Source organism: Streptomyces sp. AMJ-169, assembly GCF_055597585.1.
In genome coordinates this window covers 90292-115588 of the sequence record NZ_JBVLTJ010000014.1, presented here as the reverse complement: position 1 = coordinate 115588, position 25297 = coordinate 90292, and the positions used below count along the sequence as shown (strand labels likewise).

At 72.0% G+C, this 25297-nt stretch carries 25 protein-coding genes, 1 tRNA gene and 1 pseudogene; 11 read left to right on the top strand and 16 right to left on the bottom strand.

The annotated features are described in order from the left end of the window. Positions 1–8: 8 nt before the first annotated feature. Positions 9–602 carry a TetR/AcrR family transcriptional regulator gene (locus ACYUD3_RS30210; protein ID WP_470976630.1) on the top strand — a complete coding sequence of 198 codons (594 nt, stop codon included), beginning with the start codon at positions 9–11 and terminating at the stop codon, positions 600–602. A 49-nt stretch (positions 603–651) separates the two neighbouring features. Here ACYUD3_RS30210 and ACYUD3_RS30205 read toward each other — a convergent pair whose 3' ends face one another. From ACYUD3_RS30205 to ACYUD3_RS30195, 3 genes are all read right to left on the bottom strand, one after another. Then, on the bottom strand, positions 652–1866 hold the full coding sequence (locus tag ACYUD3_RS30205) for an acyl-CoA dehydrogenase family protein (protein WP_470976627.1): 1215 nt from the start codon (positions 1864–1866) through the stop codon (positions 652–654). Between the two features lie 6 nt (positions 1867–1872). Further along, positions 1873–2898: a phosphotransferase family protein gene (locus ACYUD3_RS30200; protein WP_470976624.1), complete on the bottom strand. Its 1026-nt coding sequence runs from the start codon at positions 2896–2898 to the stop codon at positions 1873–1875. Between the two features lie 180 nt (positions 2899–3078). Continuing rightward, positions 3079–3375: a hypothetical protein gene (locus tag ACYUD3_RS30195; RefSeq protein ID WP_470976622.1), complete on the bottom strand. Its 297-nt coding sequence runs from the start codon at positions 3373–3375 to the stop codon at positions 3079–3081. Between the two features lie 164 nt (positions 3376–3539). Between ACYUD3_RS30195 and ACYUD3_RS30190 the strand changes: the two genes are divergently transcribed. Next, positions 3540–4481 carry an NADP-dependent oxidoreductase gene (locus tag ACYUD3_RS30190; protein WP_470976619.1) on the top strand — a complete coding sequence of 314 codons (942 nt, stop codon included), beginning with the start codon at positions 3540–3542 and terminating at the stop codon, positions 4479–4481. A gap of 169 nt (positions 4482–4650) precedes the next feature. Here the strand turns inward: ACYUD3_RS30190 and ACYUD3_RS30185 are convergent, their stop codons facing one another. Further along, on the bottom strand, positions 4651–4983 hold the full coding sequence (locus tag ACYUD3_RS30185) for a DUF202 domain-containing protein (RefSeq protein ID WP_470976616.1): 333 nt from the start codon (positions 4981–4983) through the stop codon (positions 4651–4653). A gap of 24 nt (positions 4984–5007) precedes the next feature. On the opposite strand from ACYUD3_RS30185, the gene ACYUD3_RS30180 reads away from it, so the two are divergent. Next, positions 5008–5256, top strand: coding sequence for a hypothetical protein (locus ACYUD3_RS30180; RefSeq protein ID WP_470976613.1), 249 nt, complete (start codon positions 5008–5010; stop codon positions 5254–5256). Between the two features lie 235 nt (positions 5257–5491). Here ACYUD3_RS30180 and ACYUD3_RS30175 read toward each other — a convergent pair whose 3' ends face one another. The 3 genes from ACYUD3_RS30175 to ACYUD3_RS30165 all read right to left on the bottom strand — a co-directional run bounded on the left by ACYUD3_RS30175 (position 5492) and on the right by ACYUD3_RS30165 (position 7539). Beyond that, positions 5492–5884: a YidH family protein gene (locus tag ACYUD3_RS30175; protein WP_470976610.1), complete on the bottom strand. Its 393-nt coding sequence runs from the start codon at positions 5882–5884 to the stop codon at positions 5492–5494. A 153-nt stretch (positions 5885–6037) separates the two neighbouring features. Continuing rightward, the gene (locus ACYUD3_RS30170; RefSeq protein ID WP_470976607.1) at positions 6038–6553 is read right to left on the bottom strand and encodes an NUDIX domain-containing protein; all 516 of its coding nucleotides are present in this window, start codon (positions 6551–6553) and stop codon (positions 6038–6040) included. Between the two features lie 92 nt (positions 6554–6645). Further along, a complete protein-coding gene (locus ACYUD3_RS30165) occupies positions 6646–7539 on the bottom strand; it encodes a DMT family transporter (RefSeq protein WP_470976605.1) in 894 nt (297 codons plus the stop codon). Positions 7540–8166: 627 nt separating this feature from the next. Between ACYUD3_RS30165 and ACYUD3_RS30160 the strand changes: the two are divergent. From ACYUD3_RS30160 to ACYUD3_RS30150, 3 genes and pseudogenes are all read left to right on the top strand, one after another. Then, positions 8167–9104: pseudogene (locus tag ACYUD3_RS30160) on the top strand (hypothetical protein); the annotation flags it as partial. 86 nt (positions 9105–9190) lie between these two features. Then, a complete protein-coding gene (locus ACYUD3_RS30155; protein WP_470976602.1) occupies positions 9191–9943 on the top strand; it encodes a molybdopterin-dependent oxidoreductase in 753 nt (250 codons plus the stop codon). Continuing rightward, entirely contained in the window at positions 9927–10559 is a 633-nt protein-coding gene (locus ACYUD3_RS30150) for a cytochrome b/b6 domain-containing protein (RefSeq protein WP_470976599.1), read from the top strand. The genes ACYUD3_RS30155 and ACYUD3_RS30150 overlap by 17 nt, the downstream gene beginning before the upstream one ends. A 35-nt stretch (positions 10560–10594) precedes the next feature. Here ACYUD3_RS30150 and ACYUD3_RS30145 read toward each other — a convergent pair whose 3' ends face one another. From ACYUD3_RS30145 to ACYUD3_RS30130, 4 genes are read right to left on the bottom strand one after another with little or no spacing between them, the layout of a single operon-like run. Next, on the bottom strand, positions 10595–11605 hold the full coding sequence (locus tag ACYUD3_RS30145) for an L-idonate 5-dehydrogenase (protein ID WP_470976596.1): 1011 nt from the start codon (positions 11603–11605) through the stop codon (positions 10595–10597). Positions 11606–11625: 20 nt separating this feature from the next. Next, entirely contained in the window at positions 11626–12384 is a 759-nt protein-coding gene (locus tag ACYUD3_RS30140) for an SDR family oxidoreductase (RefSeq protein WP_470976594.1), read from the bottom strand. Between the two features lie 20 nt (positions 12385–12404). Beyond that, positions 12405–13802 carry a GntT/GntP/DsdX family permease gene (locus tag ACYUD3_RS30135; RefSeq protein WP_470976592.1) on the bottom strand — a complete coding sequence of 466 codons (1398 nt, stop codon included), beginning with the start codon at positions 13800–13802 and terminating at the stop codon, positions 12405–12407. A gap of 41 nt (positions 13803–13843) precedes the next feature. Further along, on the bottom strand, positions 13844–14353 hold the full coding sequence (locus tag ACYUD3_RS30130) for a gluconokinase (protein ID WP_470976588.1): 510 nt from the start codon (positions 14351–14353) through the stop codon (positions 13844–13846). A gap of 148 nt (positions 14354–14501) precedes the next feature. On the opposite strand from ACYUD3_RS30130, the gene ACYUD3_RS30125 reads away from it, so the two are divergent. Further along, positions 14502–15203: a FadR/GntR family transcriptional regulator gene (locus ACYUD3_RS30125; protein WP_470976585.1), complete on the top strand. Its 702-nt coding sequence runs from the start codon at positions 14502–14504 to the stop codon at positions 15201–15203. A 5-nt stretch (positions 15204–15208) separates the two neighbouring features. Here ACYUD3_RS30125 and ACYUD3_RS30120 read toward each other — a convergent pair whose 3' ends face one another. The 4 genes from ACYUD3_RS30120 to ACYUD3_RS30105 all read right to left on the bottom strand — a co-directional run bounded on the left by ACYUD3_RS30120 (position 15209) and on the right by ACYUD3_RS30105 (position 21211). Then, positions 15209–15580 (bottom strand): YchJ family protein, encoded by a 372-nt coding sequence (locus tag ACYUD3_RS30120; protein WP_470976582.1) that lies wholly within the window; start codon positions 15578–15580, stop codon positions 15209–15211. Next, positions 15580–16935 (bottom strand): M1 family metallopeptidase, encoded by a 1356-nt coding sequence (locus ACYUD3_RS30115; RefSeq protein ID WP_470976579.1) that lies wholly within the window; start codon positions 16933–16935, stop codon positions 15580–15582. Before ACYUD3_RS30115 ends, ACYUD3_RS30120 begins: the two co-directional genes overlap by 1 nt. Before the next feature lie 59 nt (positions 16936–16994). Further along, on the bottom strand, positions 16995–20849 hold the full coding sequence (locus tag ACYUD3_RS30110) for a Pls/PosA family non-ribosomal peptide synthetase (RefSeq protein ID WP_470976576.1): 3855 nt from the start codon (positions 20847–20849) through the stop codon (positions 16995–16997). A gap of 277 nt (positions 20850–21126) precedes the next feature. Further along, positions 21127–21211: transfer RNA gene (locus ACYUD3_RS30105), tRNA-Leu, on the bottom strand. Between the two features lie 186 nt (positions 21212–21397). Here ACYUD3_RS30105 and ACYUD3_RS30100 point away from each other — a divergent pair. From ACYUD3_RS30100 to ACYUD3_RS30090, 3 genes are all read left to right on the top strand, one after another. After that, positions 21398–22723, top strand: a complete 1326-nt coding sequence (locus ACYUD3_RS30100) for a M20/M25/M40 family metallo-hydrolase (protein WP_470976573.1) — start codon at positions 21398–21400, stop codon at positions 22721–22723. A 162-nt stretch (positions 22724–22885) separates the two neighbouring features. Then, a complete protein-coding gene (gene chpH, locus ACYUD3_RS30095) occupies positions 22886–23119 on the top strand; it encodes a chaplin ChpH (protein ID WP_470976570.1) in 234 nt (77 codons plus the stop codon). Between the two features lie 129 nt (positions 23120–23248). Continuing rightward, positions 23249–24112 carry a chaplin gene (locus tag ACYUD3_RS30090; RefSeq protein ID WP_470976567.1) on the top strand — a complete coding sequence of 288 codons (864 nt, stop codon included), beginning with the start codon at positions 23249–23251 and terminating at the stop codon, positions 24110–24112. A gap of 162 nt (positions 24113–24274) precedes the next feature. Here ACYUD3_RS30090 and ACYUD3_RS30085 read toward each other — a convergent pair whose 3' ends face one another. Beyond that, positions 24275–24463 carry a DUF5703 family protein gene (locus ACYUD3_RS30085; protein WP_189718181.1) on the bottom strand — a complete coding sequence of 63 codons (189 nt, stop codon included), beginning with the start codon at positions 24461–24463 and terminating at the stop codon, positions 24275–24277. A gap of 47 nt (positions 24464–24510) precedes the next feature. Between ACYUD3_RS30085 and ACYUD3_RS30080 the strand changes: the two genes are divergently transcribed. Then, a complete protein-coding gene (locus ACYUD3_RS30080) occupies positions 24511–25212 on the top strand; it encodes a hypothetical protein (protein WP_470976564.1) in 702 nt (233 codons plus the stop codon). Positions 25213–25297: the final 85 nt, after the last annotated feature.

Below are 25297 nucleotides of genomic sequence, written 5' to 3'. Positions count from 1 at the left end.
TGGCGGCAGTGCCCAGAACGACCGACGGAGACCCCACCCCCGTCCCCCAGCGACTCCTGGCCGCCGCCACCCGGCTCTTCGCCGAACAGGGCTACGACCGCACCTCCGTCCAGGAGATCGTGGAGGCGGCCGGGGTGACGAAGGGTGCGCTCTACCACTACTTCGGCTCCAAGGACGACCTCCTCCATGAGATCTACGCCCGCGTCCTGCGCGTCCAGCAGGACCGCCTCGACGCGTTCGCGGACGGGGAGGGGCCGGTCGAGGAGCGGCTGCGCGGCGCGGCGGCGGACGTGGTGGTGACCACCATCGACAACCTCGACGACGCCTCGATCTTCTTCCGCTCGATGCAGCACCTGAGCCCGGAGAAGAACAAACAGGTCCGCGCCGAACGCCGCCGCTACCACGAGCGCTTCCGCGCGCTGGTCGAGGAGGGCCAGCGCACGGGCGTCTTCTCGACGGCGACCCCGGCGGACCTCGTGGTCGACTACCACTTCGGCTCGGTCCACCACCTGTCCACGTGGTACCGCCCCGGCGGCCAGTGGACTCCGCAGCAAGTGGCGGACCATTTGGCGGACTTGCTGCTGAGAGCGCTGCGGCCGTAGACAGAAACGCGGGCCGCCCCGATCGGGGTGGCCCGCAACTTCCCTACGCCTACAGGTACTTCTTCAACTCCCGCCGTGCCAGCGACCGTTGGTGCACCTCGTCGGGACCGTCGGCGATCATCAGCGTCCGCGCCCCCGCGTACAGCTCGGCCAGCAGGAAGTCCTGGCTCAGGCCGCCCGCGCCGTGCAGCTGGATCGCCCGGTCGATGATGTCGACCACCGCGCGGGGCGTGGCGATCTTGATGGACTGGATCTCCGTGTGCGCCCCCTTGTTGCCCACGGTGTCCATCATCCAGGCCGTCTTCAGCACCAGCAGCCGGAGCTGCTCGACCGTCACGCGGGCGTCCGCGATCCAGTTGTGCACAACTCCCTGCTGGGCCAGGGCCTTTCCGAACGCCGTACGGGACACCGCCCGCCGGCACATCAGCTCGATCGCCCGCTCGGCCATGCCGATCAGCCGCATGCAGTGGTGGATACGGCCGGGGCCGAGGCGGGCCTGGGCGATCGCGAAGCCGCCGCCCTCCTCGCCGATCAGGTTCGAGACGGGGACCCGCGCCTCGTCGAAGACCACCTCGGCGTGACCGCCGTGGTAGTGGTCCTCGTACCCGAAGACCTTCATCGCCCGCTTGACGGTCACCCCGGGGGTGTCCCGGGGGACGAGCACCATCGACTGCTGGCGGCGGAGGTCGGCGCCGTCCGGGTCGGTCTTCCCCATGACGATGAAGATCCGGCAATCGGGGTTCATGGCACCGGAGATGTACCATTTCCGCCCGGTGATGACGTACTCGTCGCCGTCCCGCCGGATGTGCGTCGTGATGTTGGTGGCGTCCGATGAGGCCACCTCCGGCTCGGTCATCGCGAACGCCGAGCGGATCTCCCCGGCCAGCAGCGGCTCCAGCCACTGCTTCTTCTGCGCCTCGTCCCCGAACTGGGTGAGGACCTCCATGTTCCCGGTGTCGGGGGCCGAGCAGTTGAGGACGGTCGGCGCCAACTGCGGGGAGCGGCCGGTGATTTCGGCGAGGGGGGCGTACTGGAGGTTGGTGAGCCCGGCGCCGTACTCGGCATCAGGCAGGAAGAGGTTCCACAGGCCTTGCTTGCGGGCCTCGGCCTTCAACTCCTCTATGACAGCCGGGGTTTCCCAAGGGGAGCTGAGCGCGGCGCGCTGTTCCTCGGCGACCGGCTCTGCCGGGTAGACGTACTCGTCCATGAAGGCGAGCAGCTTCCCGCGCAGTTCCTCGGTACGCGCGTCGAACGCGAAGTCCATGGCAGGTCAGCCTTCCTGAAGAGTGGTCAGTCCGTGCTCGATGAAGACGGGGACGAGCTCCCCGATGCGGTCGAAACCGCGCCCGACCGTCTGCCCGAGGGTGTACCGGTAGTGGATGCCTTCGAGGATGACGGCGAGCTTGAACCAGGCGAAGGCGGTGTACCAGTCGACAGCGGAGACATCACGCCCGGAGCGCGCGGCGTACCGCTCGATCAGCTCGGCGGGCGAAGGGTGCCCGGCGGCCGAAGCGGTAGTGGTGATGGGGGAGTTGGGGAGGTCGAGCGGGATGCTGTACATCACCAGCAGCCCGAGGTCGGTGAGCGGATCACCGAGGGTCGACATCTCCCAGTCCAGCACAGCCTTGATCGAATCATCGGCGCCCACAAGGACGTTGTCGAGCCGGTAGTCCCCATGGATCACCGAAGCCGCCGACGACACCGGCAGTCGCTTCCCCAGCGCCGCGTGCAACTCCGTGACCCCGGCCAGCTCGCGGCTGCGGGAGGCGTCCAACTGCTTGCCCCAGCGCCGCAGTTGCCGGTCGAGGAAGCCTTCGGGGCGGCCGAAGTCGCCGAGCCCGACCGCCTCGGGGTCCACGGCGTGCAGCTCGACCAGCGTGTCGACCAGCGAGAGAGTCACCTCCCGCGTCCGCGCGGCCCCCAGCGGGGCGAGGTCCTCGGCGGTCCGGTACGGCGTCCCCTCGACGAACTCCATGACGTAGAACGGCGCCCCCAGCACCTCCTCGTCCTCGCACAGCAGCACCGGCGCCGGCACGGGCACCCCGGAGCCCCGGTGCAGCGCGTCGATCACCCGGTGCTCGCGCCGCATGTCGTGCGCGGTGGCCAGCACATGCCCGAGCGGCGGCCGGCGCACGACCCACCGCGAGCGGCCGTCGGTGACCGCGTACGTCAGGTTCGACCGCCCGCCCTCGATCAGCCGGCCGGTCAGCTCGCCCGCCACCAGCCCGGGCCGCTCCCGGTCGAGCAGCCGGCGCAGCCGGCCGGGATCGAGCCCGGGTGGGTGATCGGTGGTCATACGGAACTCCTACGGCAGGGCGGACGGGCGGGGCCGAACGGCTTACGCAGCTCATGATGCCGACCGGTCGGTATGTCGTCCAGTGCGGAACGCGAACGTGACCTGGGCCACCCTAGGGGTACGGCTCCCCGCGCAGAAGCGCGGAGAGCCGTACGGAACGTTTTCGGTCGGGTACGACCGTCAGTGATCGTCCCAGTGGTCCTCGTGCTGGGCGTGCCGGTGCCCGTCGTGCAGATAGTCGACGTGGTCGCCGTGCTGCACCGGCACGTGCCCGCAGTCCGTCCCGTGCTCGTGCCCGTGCCCGGAGTGGGCCGCGTGCCCGGCCGGCTCGCACTCGTCCCAGTGGTCCTCGTGCGCCCGGTGCAGATGCCCGTCGTGCGCGTAGTCGGTGTGGTCGCCGTGCGGGACCTCCGTGTGGCCGCAGCCCGGGCCGTGGGCGTGCGGGTGGGTGTCGTGTTCCTGGTGCAGAACGGTCATGGTGCTCACCTCGTGAGGTGTGGTGGGGGGTGTGTGACAGCTGTGCCCACAGGGGCACGCGAACGGAGCATACGTCTCATACCGCCCCGCTGCCGCTGGCGCGCCGGTCCCCACCGGACGGCCTCCGGCTTGCGCGCCGCCCGCCCGCCTTGGAGGGTCTAGGCATGAAGGCGATCAGTTACAGCCGGTACGGCGGCGCAGAGGTGTTCGAGTACGGCGAGGTCCGCGAGCCGAAGGTGGGCCCGGACGCGGTGCTCGTCAAGGTCCGCGCGGCGGCCGTCAACCCCGTCGACTGGAAGGCCCGCGAGGGCTATCTCGACGGCGTCATCGACCCGGTCTTCCCCGTCGTCCCCGGCTGGGACGTCTCCGGCGTCGTCGTCCAGCCCGGCCTCTCGGTCACCGAGTACGCCGTCGGCGACGAGGTCATCGGCTACGTACGCGAGGACTTCCTCTCGCGCGGCACCTTCGCCGAGTACGTCGCCGCCCCCGTCCGCACCCTCGCCCGCAAGCCCCGCAACCTCTCCTTCGCGCAGGCCGCCGGGCTTCCCCTCGCCGGGCTCACCGCCTATCAGGCGCTCCAGCACGTCCTCCAGGTCAGGCGCGGCGAGACCGTCCTCGTCCACGCGGCGGCCGGCGGGGTCGGCTCGATCGCCGTCCAGATCGCCCGCCACCTCGGCTGCCGCGTCATCGGCACGGCGAGCGAGCGCAACCACGACTTCGTGCGCGAGCTGGGCGCGGAGCCGGTCACCTACGGCGACGGCCTCACCGACCGCATCCGGGGCCTCGCCCCCGAAGGCGTCGACGCGGCCTTCGACACGGTCGGCGGAGACGCCCTCAAGGCCTCGGCGAACGTCCTCACCTCGGAGGGCCGCCTGGTGTCGATCGCCGACGGCGACGTCCTCGGCTACGGCGGCCGCTACTTCTGGGTACGCCCGGACACGACCGACCTCACGAGGCTGGCGGAACTGGCGGAGCAGGGGGTGGTGACGGTGCACGTCTCGGAGAAGTTCCCGCTGGAGCGGGCGGCGGAGGCGTACCGGCTCAATGAGGAGGGGCGGACGCGGGGGAAGATCGTGGTGACGGTGGATTGGGGGGAGGGGGAGTGAGGGGGGAGGGGCTTGAGGTGAGCTGAGGCTGGTCTGTGTGGGGTGCTTGGGGTGGGGCGTGGCTGGTCTGTGCGGGGCGTTTGAGGTGGGGTGCGGCGGGCCTGTGTGGGGCGCTTGAGGTGGGGTGCGGCTGGTCTGGGCAGGGTGTTCGAGATGGGCTGCCGCTGATCTAGACGGCCACGAGCACGGCCGCGCACACCGCGAGTGCCACGACGCACAGCACGGCCTGGGCGGCGAGGCGCGGCGTCAGTACAGGGGGCCGCGCCGCGCCGAGCATCCGCATCCGCCGCTGCGCGAGCCGGAGGAACCCGAGCCACAGCACGCAGCACAGGGCGGCGACGACCAGCCCGGCGGCCGGGGTGCCGTCGTGCAGCGCGGTCTTCATGGCGAGTATCGCGACGATCGTGCAGGCGAGGGTGGTGCGCCGCCAGGCGAGCCGGGTGCGCTCGGGCTGGAGGCCGGGGTCGCGGAGGGGGGTGTTGGGGGAGGGGGTGGTGTTCATGGGCGGGAGTTTTTGGTGGGGCCGGTGGGTGAGCTTGTGCGGGAGCTTCTGGTGAGGCCGGCCGGAGAGTTTGCGTGGGAGCTTCTAGTGAAGCCGGTCGGCGGGCTTGTGCGGAAGCTTCTCGTGGGGCTGGCCGACAGGCTTGTGCGGCAGCTTTTCGTGGGGCCGGTCGACGAGTTTGCGCGGGAGCTTCTCATGAGGCCGACCGATGAGTTTGCGCGGCGGTTTCTCGTCAGGCCGACCGGCGAGCCAGCGCGGGAACTCCTCATGTGACTGGCCGGAGCGCTTGCGTGGAAGCCTCCCATGGGGCCGGGCGGACAGGCGGCGCAGCCGCCTTCAAGGGGCGCGGGGAACTGCGCGACCAGCCACGACGGAGCCGCAGCTGACCACCGACATACCCTGGCACCCCCCGCGGGAGCCGCAGCTGACCACCGACATACCCTGGCACCCCCCGCGGGAGCCGCAGCCGACCACCGACACCCCCCGGCACCCCCCGCGGAGCGCCCCCTCACTTGTCCCACCCGAACAGCACCACGACAACCATCCCCATCGCCACCCCCGCCACCACCAGACTCAACCCCGCCGGGAACCGCGACACCGGCAGATCCTCCCCCCTCCGCATAGCCCTCTCACACCGCACCCAGTGATGCACCGCCCGCACCGCACACAACACCCCCGCCACAAGCAGCGCCAGCGCGAAGGCGACGCGCCACCCCCACCCCAGGTCCGGCAGGAACTGATCCACCGCGAACCCCCCACCGACCAGCGCCATCGCGGTCCGCAGCCAGGCGAGGAAGGTCCGCTCGTTGGCCAGGGAGAACCGGTAGTCCGGCGTACGCCCCTCCCCCCGCACCAACTCGGGCGCGAACCATAGGCGGACGTTACGCACAAACTCGATCACGTTTAGGACCTTACCGTTCAGGAAAGCACCAAGCCCGGCCAGCTCCTCTTACCCGGGCTCCCCTTACCGAGCCACCCGGGCTCCCCTTACCGAGTCACGGGAGCTCCCCTTACCGAGCTACCAGAGGCCCCCTTACCCGAGCCGACGCCCACCTCAGCCCCCCACCCTGAACTCCCGCAACCTCTCGTACGCCGCCCTCCCGTCCGGCACCCACTCCCACTCCCCGAGCCGCTCCTCCACCTCCGCATCGGTGAGGAACCCGTACCAGCCGACCTCCTCCACCTGCGGCTGGACGACGGACGGGCACCGCACCTCGTACACGGCCGACCACCACTTCCCCCGCGCCCCGCCGTCGTACAGGAACTTGAAAAGAAACGCCGGCTGCGGCAGCCCGCTCACCCCCAGCTCCTCCTCCGCCTCCCGCAGCGCCGCCGCGTCGTACGACTCGCCCGCGCCGACGACCCCGCCGACGAACATGTCGTACAGCGAGGGGAAGACCAGCTTGGTGGCGGTGCGCCGATGGACGAAGAGGCGCCCTTCGGAGTCCCGGGCCTGGATGAACGTGCACCGGTGCGGCAGCCTGCGGGCATAAGCCTCCCCGCGCGTAGACCGCCCGATCACCCGGTCCTGTTCGTCGACGATGTCGAGAATCTCGTCAGCAGAGCTCATACGCCCATGAAAGCAGGAGGGGTACGAGCACCGGGGACCGGCGAAGGAACGCCCCCGCAAAGGAACGCCCTTCGCCGCCAGCCCCCTAGAACTCAATGCGGCTGAAGATCCCGCTCCGGCTCCCGCACCCCCGCCCCCTGCGGCAACGCCGGATGCAACCCCAGCAGCACGATCCCCGCCACGATCCCCGCGAGCCCCGCCGCCTCCCACGCCAGCGCCCCGGTGTCCGTACGCAGCCGGTCCCCCAGGAACCCCACCCCGCACAGGATCCCGGCGAGCGGCTGGGCGGCCGTCAGCGCGGGCAGCGACATCCGCAGCGGCGCCGTCTCGAAGGCGCTCTGCACGAGGACCAGCCCGGTCACGCCGATCGCGAGGACCGCGTACGGCTGCCAGCCGGTGAGGAGTTCGGTGAGGCCCCCGGCGGAGAAGCGCTGCCCGCTGACCCGGGTGAGGGCGTCCTGGACGCCGTACAGCAGACCCGCCGCGAGGCCGAGGAGGACCGGGCCCGCGCCGAGGCGGGTGCGTTTGGCGAAGGCGGCCAGCAGCAGGGCCGTACCGACCGTCGCGCCGATGATCAGCCAGTGCCGCACGGGATCGACGGTCGCGTGCCCGCCGCGCGGCTCCCCGGCGAGGATGAACGTACTCACCCCGCCCGCCAGCAGCGCCAGGCCCGTCCAGCCCTGGCGGCCCAGCGACTGGTGGGTGTAGCGGCGGGAGAGGGCGAGGGCGAACAGGAGGTTGGTCGCGAGCAGCGGTTCGACCAGCGAGATCTCCCCCTGCCCGAGCGCGACCGCCCCGAGGATCATGCCGACGACCATCAGGGCGATGCCCGCCAGCCAGCGCGGCACCCGCATCAGGTCGAGCAGCAGCCGGGGCGAGAGGAAGTCGCCCAGCGGCGCCTTCCGCGCGGCCTGCTGCTGGAGCACGAACCCGAAGCCCAGGCAGCAGGCGGCGCTCACGGCGAGAGTCAGAACCAGAACCGACACGCTGCGTACCTCGATGATCGTCCGGTCGGGCCACGGATCGTAGGCCGACTGTAGCGCCCCCCTACCCCTCGTGCCCCCGGGTCGTCCAGATCGAGCGCCTCCTGTGAAACAGGGGTACCCACGACCGGGGCGGTACCGCCATCGTGAGGGGCGCGGGCGCCGCCCGCCATGACTCACGCCACACCCGCCGCTCCCACCAGCGGCGGAGTGCTCCCCGCCCGGACGGCAAGTCCCTTGGGAAGAAAGGCACTTGATACGTGTCACGGCCCCCCGGCCCTTGACGCTGACCACCGGCTGGGGATTTGCTGTGCGTGATCGGCCGATCGCAGGCCGAGGCGATCCGTCTCGCGCCAGGAGGATGAGGAAGTCCCGCGGTGCCCCCACCCCCGCCCGCCGAGGCCCGACCGGCCCCGGCCCCAGCTCGCGGCGCCCTGCCCGACGGCGCCCTGCTCGACGAAGACATGCGAGACATGCGAGACATGCCCATGGGTGTGCTGCCCGAAGGAGCGGTGCTGTCCGAAGACGTGATGCCGTCCGAGGACGTGATGCCGCCCGAAGGAGCCGCGGTGCCCCCGGAAGGCGCGGCCCCGCCCGCCGGCACCCCGCACCCCGCCTACGGCGCCCCGCGCGCCGCCACCGCCCCCCACAGCGCCCCGCGCGACGACACCACCCTCGACGACGCCGAACTCGGCGTCGCCCGCGCCGCGTTGGCCCAGGGCCGCTGGCAGGCCGCCCGCTCCCTCCTCGCCCGCACCGGCGACGAGTGGGACCGCCGCGGCCACCGCACCGCCGTCCTCGCCCTGGAGCCGTACGCCCCCGCCGCGGCCCGCGAATGGACCCGCGCCGAACCCTGGAGCGCCGACGCCGCCGCCCTGTACGCGCTCGCGTTAGTCCGGCGCGCGCGGACCGGCGAGGGCGGCCCGGACGACGCGCGCGAGGCCTGCCGCGCCGCCGCGGAACTCGCCCCCGCCGACCCCACCCCCTGGCTCGGCCTGCTGATGCTGGAGGGCCCCACCGGCCCCGACGACACCGCCGCCGTCCGCCTCTTCGAGGAGGTCCGCGCCCGCTACCCCGACCATCACCAGGCCCACCACCTGATGGTCACCCGCCTCGCCGCCCGCCGCGCGGACACCGGCCCCGACCCGCTGCACGAGGTCTACGACTTCGCCGCCTGGGCCGCCGAACAGGCCCCCGCCGACTCCCCGCTGGCGATCCTCCCGGTCGTCGCGCACGCCGAGCGCTACCGCGTCCTCGCCGAGCGCGGCTTCCTCGCCGCCGACCCGGCCGCCTCCGGGCACTGGTCCGACGACGCCCGCGCCCACGAGGTCATGAAGGCCGCGTTCGACTGGTGGCTGGAGTGGGAGCACGACGGCCACCCCCGCCGCCTCCTCGACCTCAACTACCTCGCCCACGCGAAGGTCTGCCAGGGCCGGCCGGCCGAGGCGGCGGCCCTGTTCCAGCGGATAGGCGGCCATATGACCCGCCGGCCCTGGTCCTACCCGGACCGGGACCCGTACGGGGCGTTCGCGGCGGCGCGGGAGGTCTCCCGCACGCGGAGCACATAAGTCAGCCGGACCAAGTCAGTCTGAGAACCGAGTAAGACCGGCCGGGGCGACTGGCCCCGCCCGCCCCCGAGTGCTCGAATGGACAAGTGAACCCCGAACCACCGAAGGAGCCGGGCACGCAGGCCGCGGGAGAGCCGGCCGGCACCCCCGTCGGCCGCCGTATCTTCCTCGCCACCCTCGCCCTCGGCGCCCTCGGCGTGACCACCGCCCCCGTCCTCCAGCGCGGCATGGAGAAGGTCCTCGGCACGATCGCCGGCAAGGACCCCACCGGCCTCACCGGACTGCTCCCCAACGGCGGCGGCTTCCGCTACTACTCGGTGACGGCGTCCGTCCCCCACAAGAGCGACACGGACTACCGCCTCACCGTCGGCGGCCTGGTCGACCGCCCCAAGACCTACACCCTCCCCGACCTGCGCGCCCTGCCCCAGACGCGGATCGTCAAGGACGTCCAGTGCGTCACCGGCTGGCGCGTCCCCAGCACCCCCTTCGAGGGCGTCCGCCTCTCCGACCTGCTGGACGCGGCGGGCGTCCAGGCCAAGGGCAAGGCGATCCACTTCACCTGCTTCGACGGCGCCTACACCGAGAGCCTCACCCTCGACCAGGCCCGCCGGGCGGACGTCCTGGTGGCCCTGCGCATGCAGGACAAGCCCCTGGGCCACGACCACGGCGGCCCGGTCCGCCTCTACGTCGCCCCCATGTACTTCTACAAATCGGCCAAGTGGCTCTCCGGCATCACGGTCACCGACAAGGTGGAACCGGGCTACTGGGAGGAGCGCGGGTACGACGTCGACGGCTGGGTGGGCAAGTCGAACGGACGTGACGATGCCCCCACGAGCTGACCTGCGCCCGGCGCCGACGGGCATCGCCCGCTTCACGCGGACGGAACGCTGGGTCCACCGCACGACGGCCGTGATGATGGGCGTCGTCGTGGCGACGGCGGCCTGCCTGTACGTCCCCCAGCTCGCGGAACTGGTCGGCCGCCGCGACCTCGTGACCCGCGTCCACGAGTGGGTGGGCCTGTTCCTCCCCCTCCCGTTCCTGGCGGGCCTGCTGTCCAAGGCGTTCCGCGGCGACCTCGGCCACCTCAACCGCTTCGGCCCCCACGACAAGGTCTGGCTCCGGGCGGTCCTCCGCCGGGACAAGCGCCAAAGCTCCCGCCCGGCGGCCAAGTTCAACGCGGGCCAGAAGATCTACGCGGCCTGGATCGCGGGCGCGACCCTGGTGATGCTGGGCACGGGCCTGCTGATGTGGTTCACCCACCTGACCCCGATCATGTGGCGCACCAGCGCGACCTTCGTGCACGACTGGCTGGCGCTGACGATCGGGATCGTGCTGGCGGGACACATCGGGATGGCGCTGGGGGATCCGGAGGCCAGGGAGGGGATGCGGACGGGGAGGGTGTCGGGGGAGTGGGCGAAGAGGGAGCATCCCCTGTGGCGGCACCCGAAGGACTGAGCGCGCCGCCACCGTCGCGGGCACGCGGGCGCCGCCTAGCCGGCCCCGAAGTCCAGCAGCACCTTGCACGACTTCCCCCGGTCGGCGGCCAGCGCGAACGCCGACTCCGCCGCCGTCACCGGGACCACCGCGCTCACCAGCCCGTCGAACGCCGCCTCCCCGGCGAGGAGTCGCAGCGCGTCGTCGAACTCCCCGTCGAACCGGAACGCCCCCCGCAGCTCGATCTCCCGGCTCACCACCAGATTCCCCGCGAACGGACTCTGCCCCGGCGGCAGCATCCCGAGCTGGACGACGACCCCGCCCCGCCGCACGAGCCGCAGACAGGTGTCGAGCCCCGCGGCCACCCCGGACGCCTCGACGGCGACGTCGACTTCCTTGGGCCAGCCGGGATCTGACGGATCGTCGGCCCGTACGAGAGCGTCCGCGCCGGCGGTCCGCCCGTACTCCAGCGCCGCCGGAAGCAGGTCGGTCACCGTCACCCGGGCCGCCCCGGCGGCCTTCGCCGCCGCCACGACCAGGCAGCCGATCGGACCCGCCCCGGTGACCAGTACGTGCCGCCCGGTCACGTCCCCGGCCCGCCGCACCGCGTGCAGCGCCACCGACAGCGGCTCGGCCAGCGCCGCCCGCCGAAGGTCGAGCCCCTCCGGCAGCACCCGCAACTGCTCCTCGGGAACGGCGATCTGAGCGGCGAACCCGCCCTGGACATGCGGGGTCCGGGCGGCGCTGCCGAGGTACCGGGTGTCGCGGCAGATGTTGCGCCGCCCGCCGGCACACTCCGGGCACACCCCGCAGGGGGTGGCGGGATGCACGGCGACGGGCTGCCCGGCGAGGGCGCCGGTGAGCGCCGTACCGACCACCTCGTGCCCCAGCACCATCGGCTCCTTCAGCCGGAAGTCCCCGACCCCGCCGTGCCGCCAGTAGTGCAGGTCGGAGCCGCAGACCCCGCCGTAGCGCACGGCGACCAGCGCCAGCCCCGCACCGGCGGCCGGCGGCGCCAACTCCTCGACGCGCAGGTCCCCTTGACCGTGAATGACACAGCCCAGCATCCGCGTTGCCCCCTCCGAAGTCACAGCACGCTCGTCATGCCGCCGTCGACGTACAGCACCTGCCCGCTGACGAAGTCCGCGGCAGGGGAGGCGAGGAACAGCACCCCGCCGACCAGATCCTCGGTACGGCCCCACCGCCCGGCGGGCGTCCGCTTGCGCACCCACGCGCTGAACTCCTCGTCGGCGACGAGGGGTTGGGTGAGTTCGGTCTCGATGTAACCGGGCCCCAGCCCGTTGACCTGCACGCCGTGCGGCCCCCAGTCCGCGCACATGCCCTTGGTCAGCATCTTCAGCGCCCCCTTGGTCGCCGCGTACGGCGCGATGCCGGGGCGGACGACCTCGCTCTGGAGGGAGCAGATGTTGACGATCTTGCCGTGGCCGCGTGCCGTCATGCCCCGGGCCACCTCGCGGCCGACGAGGAACGCGCTGGTGAGGTTGGTGTTCAGGATGCGGTGCCAGTCGGAGTCGGTGAACTCCAGCAGGGGTGCCCGCAGTTGCATCCCCGCGTTGTTGACGAGGATGTCGAGCGGCCCGACCCGCTCCTCGACGTCCTTGACCCCGGCGGCGACCGAGGGGCCGTCGGTGACGTCGAAGACGGCGGTGTGGACCTCGCCGGGCAGCCGGCCGGCGGCCTCCTTGAGGCGTTCGGGGTCCCGCCCGTTCAGGACCACCGTGCAGCCCGCCTCGGCGAGCCCCCGGGCGAGCGCCAGGCCGATACCCCGGCTGGAGCCGGTGACCAGCGCGGTCTTTCCACTGATGTCGAAAAGAGGATGACTCATCGTCGTGACCCCCAAGGGAGCTAGATGACCAGGGACAAGAGCAGGACGATGCCGCCCGCGACCACCGAGATGATCGTCTCCATGACCGACCAGGTCTTCAGGTTCTGGCCGACGCTCAGCCCGAAGTACTCCTTCACCAGCCAGAACCCGGCGTCGTTCACATGGCTCAGGAAGAGCGAGCCGGCGCCGATCGCGAGGACCAGGAGGGCCGCGTGGGTCGTCGACATGTCGGCCGCGAGCGGTGCGACCAGGCCGGCCGCCGAGACCGTCGCCACCGTCGCCGAACCCGTCGCCAGCCGGATCGCCACCGCGATCAGCCAGGCCAGCAGGATCGCCGGGATCGACCAGTCCTTGGAGATGTCGAGGACCATCTGGCCGACACCGGAGTCGATCAGGGTCTGCTTGAAGCCGCCGCCCGCGCCGACGATGAGGAGGATGCCCGCCATGGGCGCGAGGCCCTTCTCGACCAGGCCCGACAGCTGGTCCTTGGTGAGCCCGGCGGGCCGGCCGAGGGCGAAGACGGCGACCAGGACGGCCGCGAGCAGCGCGATCAGCGGGGAGCCGACGACGTCGAAGACACGCTGGACGGTGTGCGTGGGGTCGTCCACGACGATGTCGACCAGCGCCTTGGACAGCATCAGCACGACCGGCAGCAGGATCGTCGTCAGCGCCGCGCCGAAGCTCGGACGCTTCTCCAGGTCCTCCGAAGGACGCTGAGGGAGCATGCGGTCGGGGGCCTGGACGTCGACCCAGCGGGCCGCGTACCGGGAGAACAGCGGCCCGGCGATGACCACCGTCGGGATCGCCACCAGCACACCGAGGGCCAGCGTGACCCCCAGGTTGGCGCCCAGCGCGTCGACCGCGACCAGCGGGCCGGGGTGCGGCGGGACCAGGCCGTGCATCACGGACAGACCGGCCAGCGCCGGGATGCCGATCCGCATCAGGGAGTAGTTGCCGCGCTTGGCGACCATCAGGACGACCGGGATCAGCAGGACGATGCCGACCTCGAAGAAGAGCGGCAGCCCGATCACCGAGGCGATCAGGACCATCGCCCACGGCATGGTCCGGCCGTTCGCCCTGGCCAGGATGGTGTCGACGATCTGGTCGGCGGCGCCGGAGTCCGCCAGCAGCTTGCCGAGGATCGCGCCGAGCGCGATGAGCACACCGACGCCGGCCATGGTCGAGCCGAGCCCGGAGGTGAAGCTCGCCATCGCCTTGTCCAGCGGCGCCCCGGCGAACGCGCCCAGCAGCAGCGAGCCGATCGTCAGGGACAGGAAGGCGTGCAGCTTGAACTTGGTGATGAGCAGAACGATGACGGCGATACCCGCCAGCACGGCGACGCCCAGTTGAGCGTGTCCGGCCGAGGTGATGGGTTCGGCGCTGTCCGCTGCCAGCATCTCGACGCTGAGTCTGGTCACGGGAGGTGTCCCTTGCAGATGAAGTGGTTCGACGGGCGGGGCTAGACGGGGAGCGCGGCGAGCGAACGGGCCGCCCGCTCGGTGATCTCCTCCGGCGAGCCGGAGACATCCACGACCGCGCCCGCCTCGTCCGCGCCCAGCGGCTCCAGGGTGGCGAACTGCGAGTCGAGCAGCGCGGTCGGCATGAAGTGCCCCGCACGGTGGCCCATCCGCTCCCCGATCAGCTCGCGCGAGCCGGACAGGTGCACGAAGAGCAGCCCCGGGGCGGCCGTCCGCAGCCGGTCCCGGTACGCGCGCTTCAGCGCCGAGCAGGAGACCACCCCGCCGAGCCCGGACCGCTGCTGCGCCCAGGCGCCGATCGAGTCGAGCCACGGCCGGCGGTCCGCGTCGTCCAGCGGGGTGCCGGCCGCCATCTTGGCGATGTTCGCCGGCGGATGGAAGTCGTCACCCTCGGCGTACGGCACACCGAGCCGCGCCGCCAGCAGCGGCCCGACGGTGGTCTTCCCGGTGCCCGCGACGCCCATGACCACGACGACCTGGGGGGTGCTCATCACAACCTCGCTCCTCCTCGACGTGCCGGACATATCACCGACACGTGATGTCGACGCCACTGAAACCCATTAGGTACGACGAATTCAAGACCCTGTGACTAATAAGTCTGACTTTTTGGTCTCGTGACGGAGGCCGTACGCTGAGTGCATGACCACTCCGGGCCGGGGTCTGCACGGCCAAGTACTCGACTCCCTCGGTCCCGCGATCACCGCAGGCGAGTTCCCCCCGGGCAGCGTGCTGCGCACCGACGAACTCGCCCAGCGCTTCGAGGTCTCCCGCTCCGTGATGCGCGAGGCCGTCCGCGTCCTGGAGTCCATGCACCTCGTCGAGTCCCGCCGCCGGGTCGGCGTCCGCGTGCGCCCCATGGCGGAGTGGAACGTCTACGACCCCCAGGTCATCCGCTGGCGGCTCGCCGGCGCCGACCGCCCCCGCCAGCTGCGCTCGCTCACCGTCCTGCGCTCGGCCGTCGAACCGGTCGCCGCCGGGCTCGCCGCGAAGCACGCCACCCCGGAGCAGTGCGCGGAGCTGACCGAGTGCGCGCTGGGCATGGTCGCCCACTCACGCGGCCACAGACTGGCCGGCTACCTCGTCCACGACGTGGCCTTCCACCGCGTCGTCCTCACCGCCTCCGGCAACGAGATGTTCGCCCGCCTCGGCGACGTCGTCGCCGAGGTCCTCACCGGCCGCACCGAACACCGCGTGATGTTCGAGGACCCGGACCCGGCGGCGGTCACCCTCCACGTCCAGGTCGCCGAGGCGATCCGCGAAGGGGACGCGGTACGGGCGGAGCGGCTGACGCGGGAGATCGCGGAGGGCGCGCTCCAGGAACTCGACATCCTGGCACCGTAGTTGGCCTACGCGGGGAACTCCCCGTCCACGTACACCCACGCCCCCTCGACCCGCGCGAACCGGCTCACCTCGTGCAGCGCCCCACCCCGGTACGACGCCCGGAACTCCACAACTCCGGCCGTATGGAAGGCGCTTCCGCTCTCGGCCCTGATGATCTCCAGCCCCGTCCACCGCATCCCGGGGTCCAACTCCAGCCGCGCGGGCCGGTGTTCGGGATGCCAGGTGCGCAGCAGATACGCCACGTCCCCCTGCACGAACGCGCAGTACCGCGACCGCATCAGGGCCTCGGCGGTCGGCGCGGAAGCTGAGCCGGAGTGGTACCGGCCGCAGCAGGCGGCGTAGGACCGGGGCAGCCCGCAAGGGCAGGTACGGGCCATCAGCGCACCACCGGCAGCGGCGGCACCGGAGGCATCGCCGGGAACGCCGGCAGCTTCGTCCCGTACACCCACGCGTCGAACAGCTCGTCCAGCGGCTCGGCCGAGAAGCGGCCCACGTGCGCGGTGAACGTGGACGTCGTCACCGCCCCGCCCCGGTGCAGCCCGGCCCAGCCGCGCAGCATCGGGAAGAACCGGGAGTCGCCGAGGGCGCAGCGGATCGCGTGGACGGTGACGCCGCCGCGCTCGTACAGCCGGTCGTCGAACATGAACTTCCGCCCGGGGTCGGCCAGTCGGAGATCCTGCGGCAGCCCCGCCAGCAACCGGTGCGCGGCGGCGGCGTGCTGGTGCGCGCTGCGCCCGCCGGTGCGCTCCGACCACAGCCACTCCGCGTACTTGGCGAACCCCTCGTTCAGCCAGATGTGCCGCCAGTCCGCGACCGACACGCTGTTGCCGAACCACTGATGCGCCAGCTCGTGCGCGACCAGCCGCTCCGAACCCCGGGCCCCGTCCACATGGTTGAGCCCGAACAGCGACAACCCCTGTGCCTCGACGGGCACATCGAGCTCCTCCTCGGTGACGACCACGGCGTACTCGTCGAACGGATACGGCCCGAACAGCTCCTGGAACAGCTCCATCATCTGCGGCTGCCGCGCGAAGTCCCGCGAGAAGGAAGGCAGTAGCTCGGCCGGAATGTGCCCGTGCTGCGGCACCCCCTCAGGACCGGTGTCCCCGAGCAGCACCGTCTGGTACTTCCCGATCGCGAGCCCGACGAGGTACGGCGAGGTCGGCGCCGCCTGCTCGTACACCCAGGTCGTCGTCGACGCCCGGGTCGTCCGCGTCAGCAGCCGCCCGCCGGTGATCACCGCGTACGCGGACGGCGTCGTCACCGACAGCAGGTACGACGCCTTGTCGGCCGGCCGGTCGTTGCACGGGAACCACGACGGCGCCCCCACCGGCTGGCTCGCGACCAGCGCGCCGTCCCCGAGTTCCTCCCAGCCGAGGCCGCCCCAGGGCGAGTTGACCGGCTTCGGGTTGCCCGACCAGTGCACCTCGACGGTGAACGCGGCCCCCGGCCGCACCGCCTTCGCGGGCCGCACCCGCAGCCGCCCGCCGCGATGCGTGTACGGCACCTGCCGGCCGTCCACCCGCACCCGGCCGATCTTGAAGTCGGCCAGGTTCAGCTGGAACTCGGCCAGCGCCGAGCGGCCCGCGATCGCGTTGATCCGGGCCTGCCCCGCCAGCCTGTTGGGTCCCGGCCGGTAGTCCAGCGCGAGCTCATACCGATGCACCCGGTACCGGGGGTCTCCGTGTTCCGGGAAGTACGGGTCGACGCCCGCCGTCTGCTGCACTGCCACTGCCGAGTCCGCTCCCTGCGCCGTGCTCACGTGCCCACACCGATCTGCGCCGCTCGCGCTCAGGCGCGCCACGCCTCGATGGGGTTGCCGAGCCAGCGAGTGTCATCGGGAAGGACTTCCGCGGCCATCACGAGCGACGCGGGACCCAGAGTCGTACGGGCCCCGACCGTGCTGCCGGGCAGCACGATCCCGCCAGGGCCCAGGGTGGCGCCCTCACGGAGGATCACAGTATCCGTCCGCAAGATCCGGTCGTGGAAGAGGTGAGTCTGAAGGACACAGCCCCGGTTCACCGTCGAGCCGTCCCCGAGCGTCACCAGATCCGCCTCGGGCAGCCAGTGGCTCTCCAGCCACACCCCCTTGCCGATCCGCGCCCCGAGCCCGCGCTGCAACGCCGTCATGACGGGCGTCCCGGGCACCGCACCGGCCAGCCACGGCACCGCGACGACCTCCACGAACGTGTCCGCCAGCTCATTGCGCCACACGAACGGGCTCCACAGCGGATGCTCACCCGCCCGGTGCCGCCCGACCAGCGCCCACTTCGCCCCGACCGCCAGCAGCGACCCGACCGCCCCGGCGCCCAGCAGCACCACCCCGGACAGCGGGAACCCCCACGGCCCCAGCAGACACAGCGCCGTCACCACCAGCACCGCGAGCCCCGCCGAGCAGAACACCGGCACGATCCGGCACAGCTCCACGAGCCCCCGCGCCCACAGCAGCCCCGCCGACGGCTCGTACGTACGGCTCTGGTCGCCGCCCTTCGCGCTGCGCGGCAGCTTCACCGGCGGCAGCCCCAGATACGAACTGCCCTTCTTCGCCTTCTTCGGAGTGGCGGAGAGCACACCCACCAGACCGCCCTCCGGCACGGACCGCCCCGGCGCCGTCATCCCCGAGTTCCCCAGGAACGCCCGCCGCCCGATCTCGGCCCGCCCGATCCGCACCCAGCCACCGCCCAGCTCGTACGGCGCGGTCAGCGTGTCGTCGGCCAGGAACGCGCCCTCACCGACCGTCGTGAGACTCGGCAGCGCCAGCACCGTCGACACCTCCGCCCCGCGCCCGATCCGCATCCCCAGCGCCCGCAGCCACACCGGCGTGACCAGACCCGCGTACAGCGGGAACAGGATCTCCCGCGCCTGGTCCATGAGCTGCGTCACCGTCCACGCCTGCCACCCGATCCGGCTGTGCGTCGGATGCGTCCCCTCGGTCAGCCTGATGCTCAGCAGCCGCACGCCGACCAGGATCAGCAGCGCGCACACCAGCCCGTAGGCGAGGGTCGCCGGCACCAGCGCGTACGCGATCCCCGGCCACACCGCCCCGCCCGGCCGCACGAACACCGACGCCACCAGCAGTGCGACACCCGCCGCGACCAGCGGCAGCAGCCCGAGCGCGCCGCCCGTCAGCCCGTACATGACCCGCCAGTACGTCCCCCGCGCCGGCCGGTCCTTCGGCCAGTTCCGCTTCGCCTTGCCCAGCTTCACGGCCGGGGCGCCGGCCCAGCGCTGCCCGGTCGGGATCTGCCCGGTGACCGCCGAACCCGGCGCCACCTCGGCCCGCTTCCCGACCCGCGCCCCCGGGAACAGCACACTGCGCGTGCCCACGACGGCGTGCGCGCCGACCTTGACGGCCCCGATCTCCAGCCGGTCCCCGTCCAGCCACCAGCCCGACAGGTCCACCTCGGACTCCACGGCCGCGCCGCGCCCCAGCTTCAGCAGCCCCGTCACCGGCGGCAGCGAGTGCAGATCCACCTCGGGCCCGATCTTCGCCCCCAGCGCCCGCGCGTACCGCTCCAGCCACGCCCCGGTCAGCCCGGTCGCCCCGGACGCCTCCGCCAGCCGCTCGGCCGCCCACAGCCGCAGGTGCACGCTCCCGCCGCGCGAGTACCGCCCCGGCCTGACCCCGCGCAGCAGCAGCCGCGCCCCGCCGGCCGCGATCGCGAGCCGCCCGGCCGGACTGAACAGCACCAGCGCGAGCGGCACCAGCGCCCACCAGGAGACCGTCGGCAGCCAGGTGTACCCCGGCAGCAGATTCCCGGCGAGGGCGACGATGGTCGCCCAGCGCAGCCCCATCAGCGTGAACATCGGGACCAGCGCGAGGAGTTGGACGGCCTGCGCGCGCACCGGCACCGGCCGGATGTCCCGCGCGGAGTTGTCATCCTGCGCCGACTCCTCCAGGAGCCGGGCGAGTTTGCGCAGCACCGGCTGCGAGTAGATGTCGAGGACGGCCGCGCTCGGATACCGGGTGCGCAGCCGCGTGGTGAGCTGAGCGGCGGCGAGGCTGCCGCCGCCGATCGCGAAGAAGTCGTCGCCGGCACTGGTGACGGGCGCGCCGAGGACTTCCGTCCACTGCTCGGCGAGCCATGCCTCGGTGCCGTACAACTCCTCCTTCGCGACGGACGTTTGGAGGTGGTCGAGCGGCCAGGGGAGGGCGTTACGGTCGACCTTCCCCGAGGTCCGGGTGGGCAGTTCATCGACGGGCGCGAGCAACGGCACGAGCGCGGCGGGCAGTCCGGCCCGCAGCTTCTCCACGGCCACCGCCTGGTCCCACCCGTCCTGCGTCACCACATACCCCACGAGCAGCTGGTTCCCGCTGCGCGCGGTCCGTACGGCGGCGGCGCCCCCGGCGACCCCGGGCAGCGCCTGCAACGCGGCGTCCACCTCACCGAGTTCGATGCGCCGCCCGCCCAGCTTGATCTGCTCGTCGGCCCGCCCGAGGAACACCAGACCCTCGGCGTCGGCGCGCACCAAGTCACCGCTGCGATAGGCGCGTTCCCAGCCGACCGACTCCAACGGGGCGTACTTCTCGGCGTCCTTCTCCGGATCGAGGTAACGGGCAAGGCCGACCCCGCCGATGACCAACTGCCCGGTCCCGCCCATGGGTACGGGCTCCCCGGACTCGTCGACGACGACCAGCTCCCAGCCGTCCAGCGGCAGTCCGATCCGGATCGGCTCCTCACCGGACATCAGCGCCGCGCACGCCACCACGGTCGCCTCGGTCGGCCCGTACGTGTTCCAGACCTCCCGCCCCTCGGTGACGAGCCGCTGTGCCAGCTCCGGCGGACACGCCTCCCCGCCGAAGATCAGCAGCCGGACATCGTTCAGCGTCCCCGGCTCCCACAGCGCGGCGAGCGTCGGGACGGTCGAGACGACCGTGATGTCCTGCTCGACGAGCCACGGACCGAGATCGGCGCCGCTCCTGACCTGCGCGCGCGGCACCGGCACCAGACAGGCGCCGTACCGCCAGGCCAGCCACATCTCCTCGCAGGACGCGTCGAACGCGACCGAAAGACCTGCCATGACCCGGTCACCGGGGCCCACCGGCTCCTCGACGAGGAAGAGGTTCGCCTCGGCGTCGACGAACGCGGCGGCGCTGCGGTGCGAGACGGCGACGCCCTTGGGCTTGCCGGTCGAACCGGAGGTGAAGATGATCCAGGCGTCGTCCTGGAGCCCGGGCCGCCCGGCGGGGGCGTGCTCGCCCTCCGGCGCCCGCCCATGGAGGGTGATGGTGTGCCCGCCGGTGACGACGGCCCGCACCCCGGCCTCACCGAAGACCAGCACGGCCCGCTCGTCGGGGTCCTCGGCGTCCACCGGCACATAGGCGGCCCCCGCCGCCAGCACGGCCAGGATCGCGACGTACAGCTCATTGGTGCCCGACGGCACCCGCACCCCGACCCGGTCGCCGCGCCCCACCCCGGCCTCGGCCAGCCGCCGCCGCGCCCGCTCGACCTCGGCGGCCAGCTCGCGGTAGGTCAGCTGGACGTGCCCGTCGTCGAGCGCGGGCTCGTCCGGGTACGCCGCGAGACTCGCCTCGAAGACGTCGACCAGCGTGCGCGGATCAGGAGCCCGGCCGGCGGAGAACCGCGCGACCGGAACCTCCTCCTGCGCCAACAGGGCGGTACCGCCCTCGTGCATGGCCGCCATCGGGGCCCCCTCGCGTTCTCGTGCCCGGAAGCTCCGGGGCGCTGGTGGGCCCGCAGGTCTGCCTGGGGTTGTCCGGGTCCAGCTCCGTAACAAGCCGGAAATTTTAGTACGAGGCTATGAAGCGGTGGGGCGGACGGCCAGTCGGACGTCCGGTCCCGGCCATGCCCCGCAGTGATCTTCACGGCGTTGACCTGCGCGATCTTTGTCCGGCGAGAGATCAGCCACACACGCTAAAAGCGAGGGCCCCGACCGGCTGGTCGGAGCCCTCGCTCTCTTGTGTCCGAGGGGGGACTTGAACCCCCACGCCCGTTAAAGGGCACTAGCACCTCAAGCTAGCGCGTCTGCCATTCCGCCACCCGGACAAGGTGTGCGACTCGCGGGGTTTCCCCTGCGGCGACGTCGTAAACCCTACCAGGGTTTCCGGGGTGCCTGATCACGCACGGGAGGGGCGTGAACGGTGTGTGACGAGGAGGGAGCGGTCTTGGGCGGCGGTGGCGCGGGGAGGGAGGATGGGGGCAGCAGACAACCGGTACGTGGGAGGCGGCAGCGTGAGCGATACGGGCACGGGCGGGTACGTCAGGGGCGAGGACGAGGTGGTCGACCTCGCGTCCGAGCTGATCCGGTTCGACACCAGCAACTACGGCGACCACTCGGGCCCGGGGGAGCGGGCGGCGGCGGAGTACGTCGCGGAGAAGCTCGCCGAGGTCGGCCTGGAGCCGAAGATCTTCGAGTCGCACCCCGGCCGGGCCTCCACGGTGGCCCGCATGGAGGGCGCGGACCCCTCCCGGCCCGCGCTGCTCATCCACGGCCACCTGGACGTCGTCCCCGCCAACGCGGACGACTGGACGCACCACCCCTTCTCCGGCGAGGTCGCCGACGGGTGTGTGTGGGGGCGCGGGGCCGTCGACATGAAGGACATGGACGCCATGACCCTCGCGGTCGTGCGCGACCGGCTGCGCAGCGGGCGCAAGCCGCCCCGGGACATCGTCCTGGCGTTCCTCGCGGACGAGGAGGCGGGCGGGACGTACGGCGCCCGCTACCTCGTCGACCGGCACCGCGAGCTCTTCGACGGGGTCACCGAGGCGATCAGCGAGGTCGGCGGGTTCTCGTTCACCGTCAGCGAGCAGCGGCGGCTGTATCTCATCCAGACGGCCGAGAAGGGCATGCACTGGATGAAGCTGACCGTCGCCGGGACCGCCGGGCACGGCTCGATGATCCACCGCGACAACGCGATCACCGAACTCTCCGAGGCGGTCGCCCGGGTCGGCCGGCACAAGTTCCCCGTCCGCGTCACCAAGACCACCCGCGCCTTCCTCGACGAACTCGGCGACGCCCTCGGGACGCCGCTCGACCCCGAGGACATGGAGGCGACCCTGGCCCGCCTCGGCGGCATCGCCAAGCTGATCGGCGCGACCCTCAGCAACACCGCCAACCCGACCCAGCTCGGCGCCGGCTACAAGGTCAACGTCATCCCCGGCGAGGCCACCGCCCACATCGACGGACGGTTCCTGCCGGGCCACGAGGAGGAGTTCCTGACCGACCTCGACCGCCTGCTCGGCCCGCGCGTGAAGCGCGAGGACGTGCACTCCGACAAGGCCCTGGAGACCTCCTTCGACGGCGCCCTCGTCGACGCCATGCAGACCGCGCTGCTCGCCGAGGACCCCACCGCCAAGGCCGTCCCGTACATGCTCTCCGGCGGCACCGACGCCAAGTCCTTCGACGACCTCGGCATCCGCGGCTTCGGCTTCGCGCCGCTGAAGCTGCCGCCGGAGCTGGACTTCGCGGGGATGTTCCACGGGGTGGACGAGCGGGTGCCGGTGGACGGGCTCCAGTTCGGGGTGCGGGTGCTCGACCGGTTCATCGACGCGTCGTGAGTCCTGAGCCTCGGTGGGCTGTAAGTCCTTTTATTAGAGCGGCCGTTCGGGCTTGCCTGGGAAGAGTGAATCCGACCATAAGCTCGTAGCCTCATTACTCCCTCCTCGTTACAGCTCATGCGGTCCCGCACCTTGGGGCCGTTTGCCTAACAGGAGGAACTAATGATCAAGAAGGTCGCCGTCGCCGCTGCCGCCACGGGCGGACTGGTTCTCGCGGGTGCCGGCCTGGCCGTCGCCGACTCGGGTGCCCAGGGTGCCGCTGTGCAGTCCCCGGGCGTCGTCTCCGGCAACGTCATCCAGGTGCCCGTGCACGTCCCGGTGAACGTGTGCGGCAACACGATCTCCGTGATCGGGCTGCTGAACCCCGCCTTCGGCAACACCTGCGTCAACAAGTGACGTCACCCCGCTGAAGGGGTCGTCCACACGGCGAACCGGCCCCGGAGCGCGCGCCATGCGCTCCGGGGCCGGCCCGTTTTCCCAGCGAGCTTTCCCACCGATCAGAGACATGAAGGCAGGTCTCCAGCAATGCGACAGGTCACCCGCAAGGGCCTCATGACCATGGCGGCGGCGACGGGGGTGATCGCCGCCGCCGGCGGAGTCGCCCATGCCGACTCCGCCACCACCGGCTCCGCCACGGACTCCCCGGGCGTCCTCTCCGGCAACACCGTCCAGGTCCCGGTCCATGTCCCCGTCAACCTCTGCGGCAACACCGTGAGCGTCGTCGGCCTCCTCAACCCGGCGTACGGGAACGCGTGCGCGAACCCTGCGGGGGGCGGGCATGGCGGCGGGGGGTACGGAGGCGGCGCGCACGGCGGTGGCGCGCACGGCGGTTCAGGGGGTGCGCACGGCGGTTCGCACGCCGGCGGGCACAGCGACGGGTCGCCCGGCGTGGGGTCGGGCAACACGGTCCAGGTGCCGGTCGACGTACCGGTGAACGTCTGCGGCAACAGCGTCGACGTGGTCGGGATCGCGAACCCGGCGTTCGGGGGGGACTGCGGGAACGGGGGGTACGGAGGCGGGCATCAGTGGACGCCGCCGGGGAAGCCTGGGCATCCGGGCAACCCGGGGACTCCGGGGGGCCACACGCCGGGCAAGCCGGGGACACCGGGGGCACCTGGGACACCGATCCCCTCGGGCCCCACGCACCCGGCACACCCCTCCCACCCCACGCACCCCACCACCCCCACGGGCCTGGTGGACACCAACACCGGGTCGTCCACCCCGAATCACGCGCCCCAGGTCGCACCGGCGGTCGCCCACCAGGCGGCGGCCTCCGGTGAACTCGCCCACACGGGAAGCGACATCCCCCTGGGCCTCACCGTCCCGCTGAGCGCGGGCGCGGTGCTGGCCGGCGCGGTGCTCTACCGCAAGGCGCGGCGCGCGGCGTGAAATCGCCCACGGGGGAGTCGTAGGCGTCCCGGCCGGCGGCCGTCGGCGCTGTGGACGGCGGCCGGGCGGCCGTAAGAAACACGAGTGAAAACACGGTGGAGCGAGCCCCGGCGGTGGGGCTCGCTCCGTCGCGTCGCTGACCTGGGTCGCGCGCGTCTCAGCTCACCACGTGGCCCGTACCTGGCGGATGATCCGCCGCCGCAGCCGCACCCTGCGGCTGCCGTCACGCATGAGGCTCAGGCGGTGCAACTCCCAGTGTCCGTACTCGGCATGGTCCGTGAGCAGACGTGTCGCCTCGTTGCGGGAGACCCCACGAGGTACGTAGACGTCGACAAATTCGTATTCCGGCATCGCATCTATTGTGCGGGCTGGGGCCTGGTACGGATAGCGTCTGCACTATGTCTGATGCTGCGCAGCCCACCGCTGCCGAGGTACGCGCCGCCGCCGAGGCGATCAAGACCGCGCTCGACCGCCACCTGGCGGCGGTCGAACGCCGGTCGGGGGAGGACGACCCGGCCGTCTACGAGGCGTTCAACCAGCTGGCCACGGCGGCGGAAGCGTACGACGAGCTGCTCTACGACCGCTACGACGAGGTCACCCCCTTCGAGATCCCCGGCTCCGAGGACACCCTCCCGCCGTACGCGGGCCCCGAGGAGCCGAACGCCCTCAGCGTGCTGATCCGCCGCGACTACGCCGTCGCGGAGCCACAGCGGCTGCTGGCACAGGCCCAGCGGGTGGAGGCGGCCGAGTACGACGGCGGCGAGGACACCGCGAGCACCGTCCATGGCGCGCTCGGCATCCTGTTCGGTGAGTACGAGCCCGACGAGATCGCCTCCCGGCACAAGGAGTTCGGCCTGGAGGAGGGCGACTCGACCCTCTGGGTCCTGGCCGCCGACGAGCCCGCCGACCCCGGCGAGTGGCTGGAGAGCCCCTTCGAACAGACCGACCCCCAGAGAGTCGTCTGCCGCTTCGACGTCAGCGCCGTCTTCGACGAGGATGTGGAGGACGAGGACGAGTTCGACCTCGATGAGGATGAGGTCGAGGTGGAGGTCGAAGACGAGGTGGAGGAACTGGAGCCGCTGGACGCGGATCGGCGGTAGGGCGGGTTAGGGGCTCAGGGGGCTCGGCGGCTGTTTCGGGGGCGCGCGCTTAAGGGCGCTCCGGAGCGTCCGGGCCAGGGGCTTC

Bases quoted from the DNA above. Each gene is read 5' to 3' on its own strand.
- ACYUD3_RS30205 (WP_470976627.1), bottom strand. From the start codon at position 1,866: ATGGACTTCGCGTTCGACGCGCGTACCGAGGAACTGCGCGGGAAGCTG.
- ACYUD3_RS30200 (WP_470976624.1), bottom strand. From the start codon at position 2,898: ATGACCACCGATCACCCACCCGGGCTCGATCCCGGCCGGCTGCGCCGG.
- ACYUD3_RS30195 (WP_470976622.1), bottom strand. From the start codon at position 3,375: ATGACCGTTCTGCACCAGGAACACGACACCCACCCGCACGCCCACGGC.
- ACYUD3_RS30190 (WP_470976619.1), top strand. From the start codon at position 3,540: ATGAAGGCGATCAGTTACAGCCGGTACGGCGGCGCAGAGGTGTTCGAG.
- ACYUD3_RS30185 (WP_470976616.1), bottom strand. From the start codon at position 4,983: ATGAACACCACCCCCTCCCCCAACACCCCCCTCCGCGACCCCGGCCTC.
- ACYUD3_RS30170 (WP_470976607.1), bottom strand. From the start codon at position 6,553: ATGAGCTCTGCTGACGAGATTCTCGACATCGTCGACGAACAGGACCGG.
- ACYUD3_RS30150 (WP_470976599.1), top strand. From the start codon at position 9,927: ATGCCCCCACGAGCTGACCTGCGCCCGGCGCCGACGGGCATCGCCCGC.
- ACYUD3_RS30145 (WP_470976596.1), bottom strand. From the start codon at position 11,605: ATGCTGGGCTGTGTCATTCACGGTCAAGGGGACCTGCGCGTCGAGGAG.
- ACYUD3_RS30140 (WP_470976594.1), bottom strand. From the start codon at position 12,384: ATGAGTCATCCTCTTTTCGACATCAGTGGAAAGACCGCGCTGGTCACC.
- ACYUD3_RS30130 (WP_470976588.1), bottom strand. From the start codon at position 14,353: ATGAGCACCCCCCAGGTCGTCGTGGTCATGGGCGTCGCGGGCACCGGG.
- ACYUD3_RS30125 (WP_470976585.1), top strand. From the start codon at position 14,502: ATGACCACTCCGGGCCGGGGTCTGCACGGCCAAGTACTCGACTCCCTC.
- ACYUD3_RS30120 (WP_470976582.1), bottom strand. From the start codon at position 15,580: ATGGCCCGTACCTGCCCTTGCGGGCTGCCCCGGTCCTACGCCGCCTGC.
- ACYUD3_RS30110 (WP_470976576.1), bottom strand. From the start codon at position 20,849: ATGGCGGCCATGCACGAGGGCGGTACCGCCCTGTTGGCGCAGGAGGAG.
- chpH (WP_470976570.1), top strand. From the start codon at position 22,886: ATGATCAAGAAGGTCGCCGTCGCCGCTGCCGCCACGGGCGGACTGGTT.
- ACYUD3_RS30090 (WP_470976567.1), top strand. From the start codon at position 23,249: ATGCGACAGGTCACCCGCAAGGGCCTCATGACCATGGCGGCGGCGACG.
- ACYUD3_RS30085 (WP_189718181.1), bottom strand. From the start codon at position 24,463: ATGCCGGAATACGAATTTGTCGACGTCTACGTACCTCGTGGGGTCTCC.
- ACYUD3_RS30080 (WP_470976564.1), top strand. From the start codon at position 24,511: ATGTCTGATGCTGCGCAGCCCACCGCTGCCGAGGTACGCGCCGCCGCC.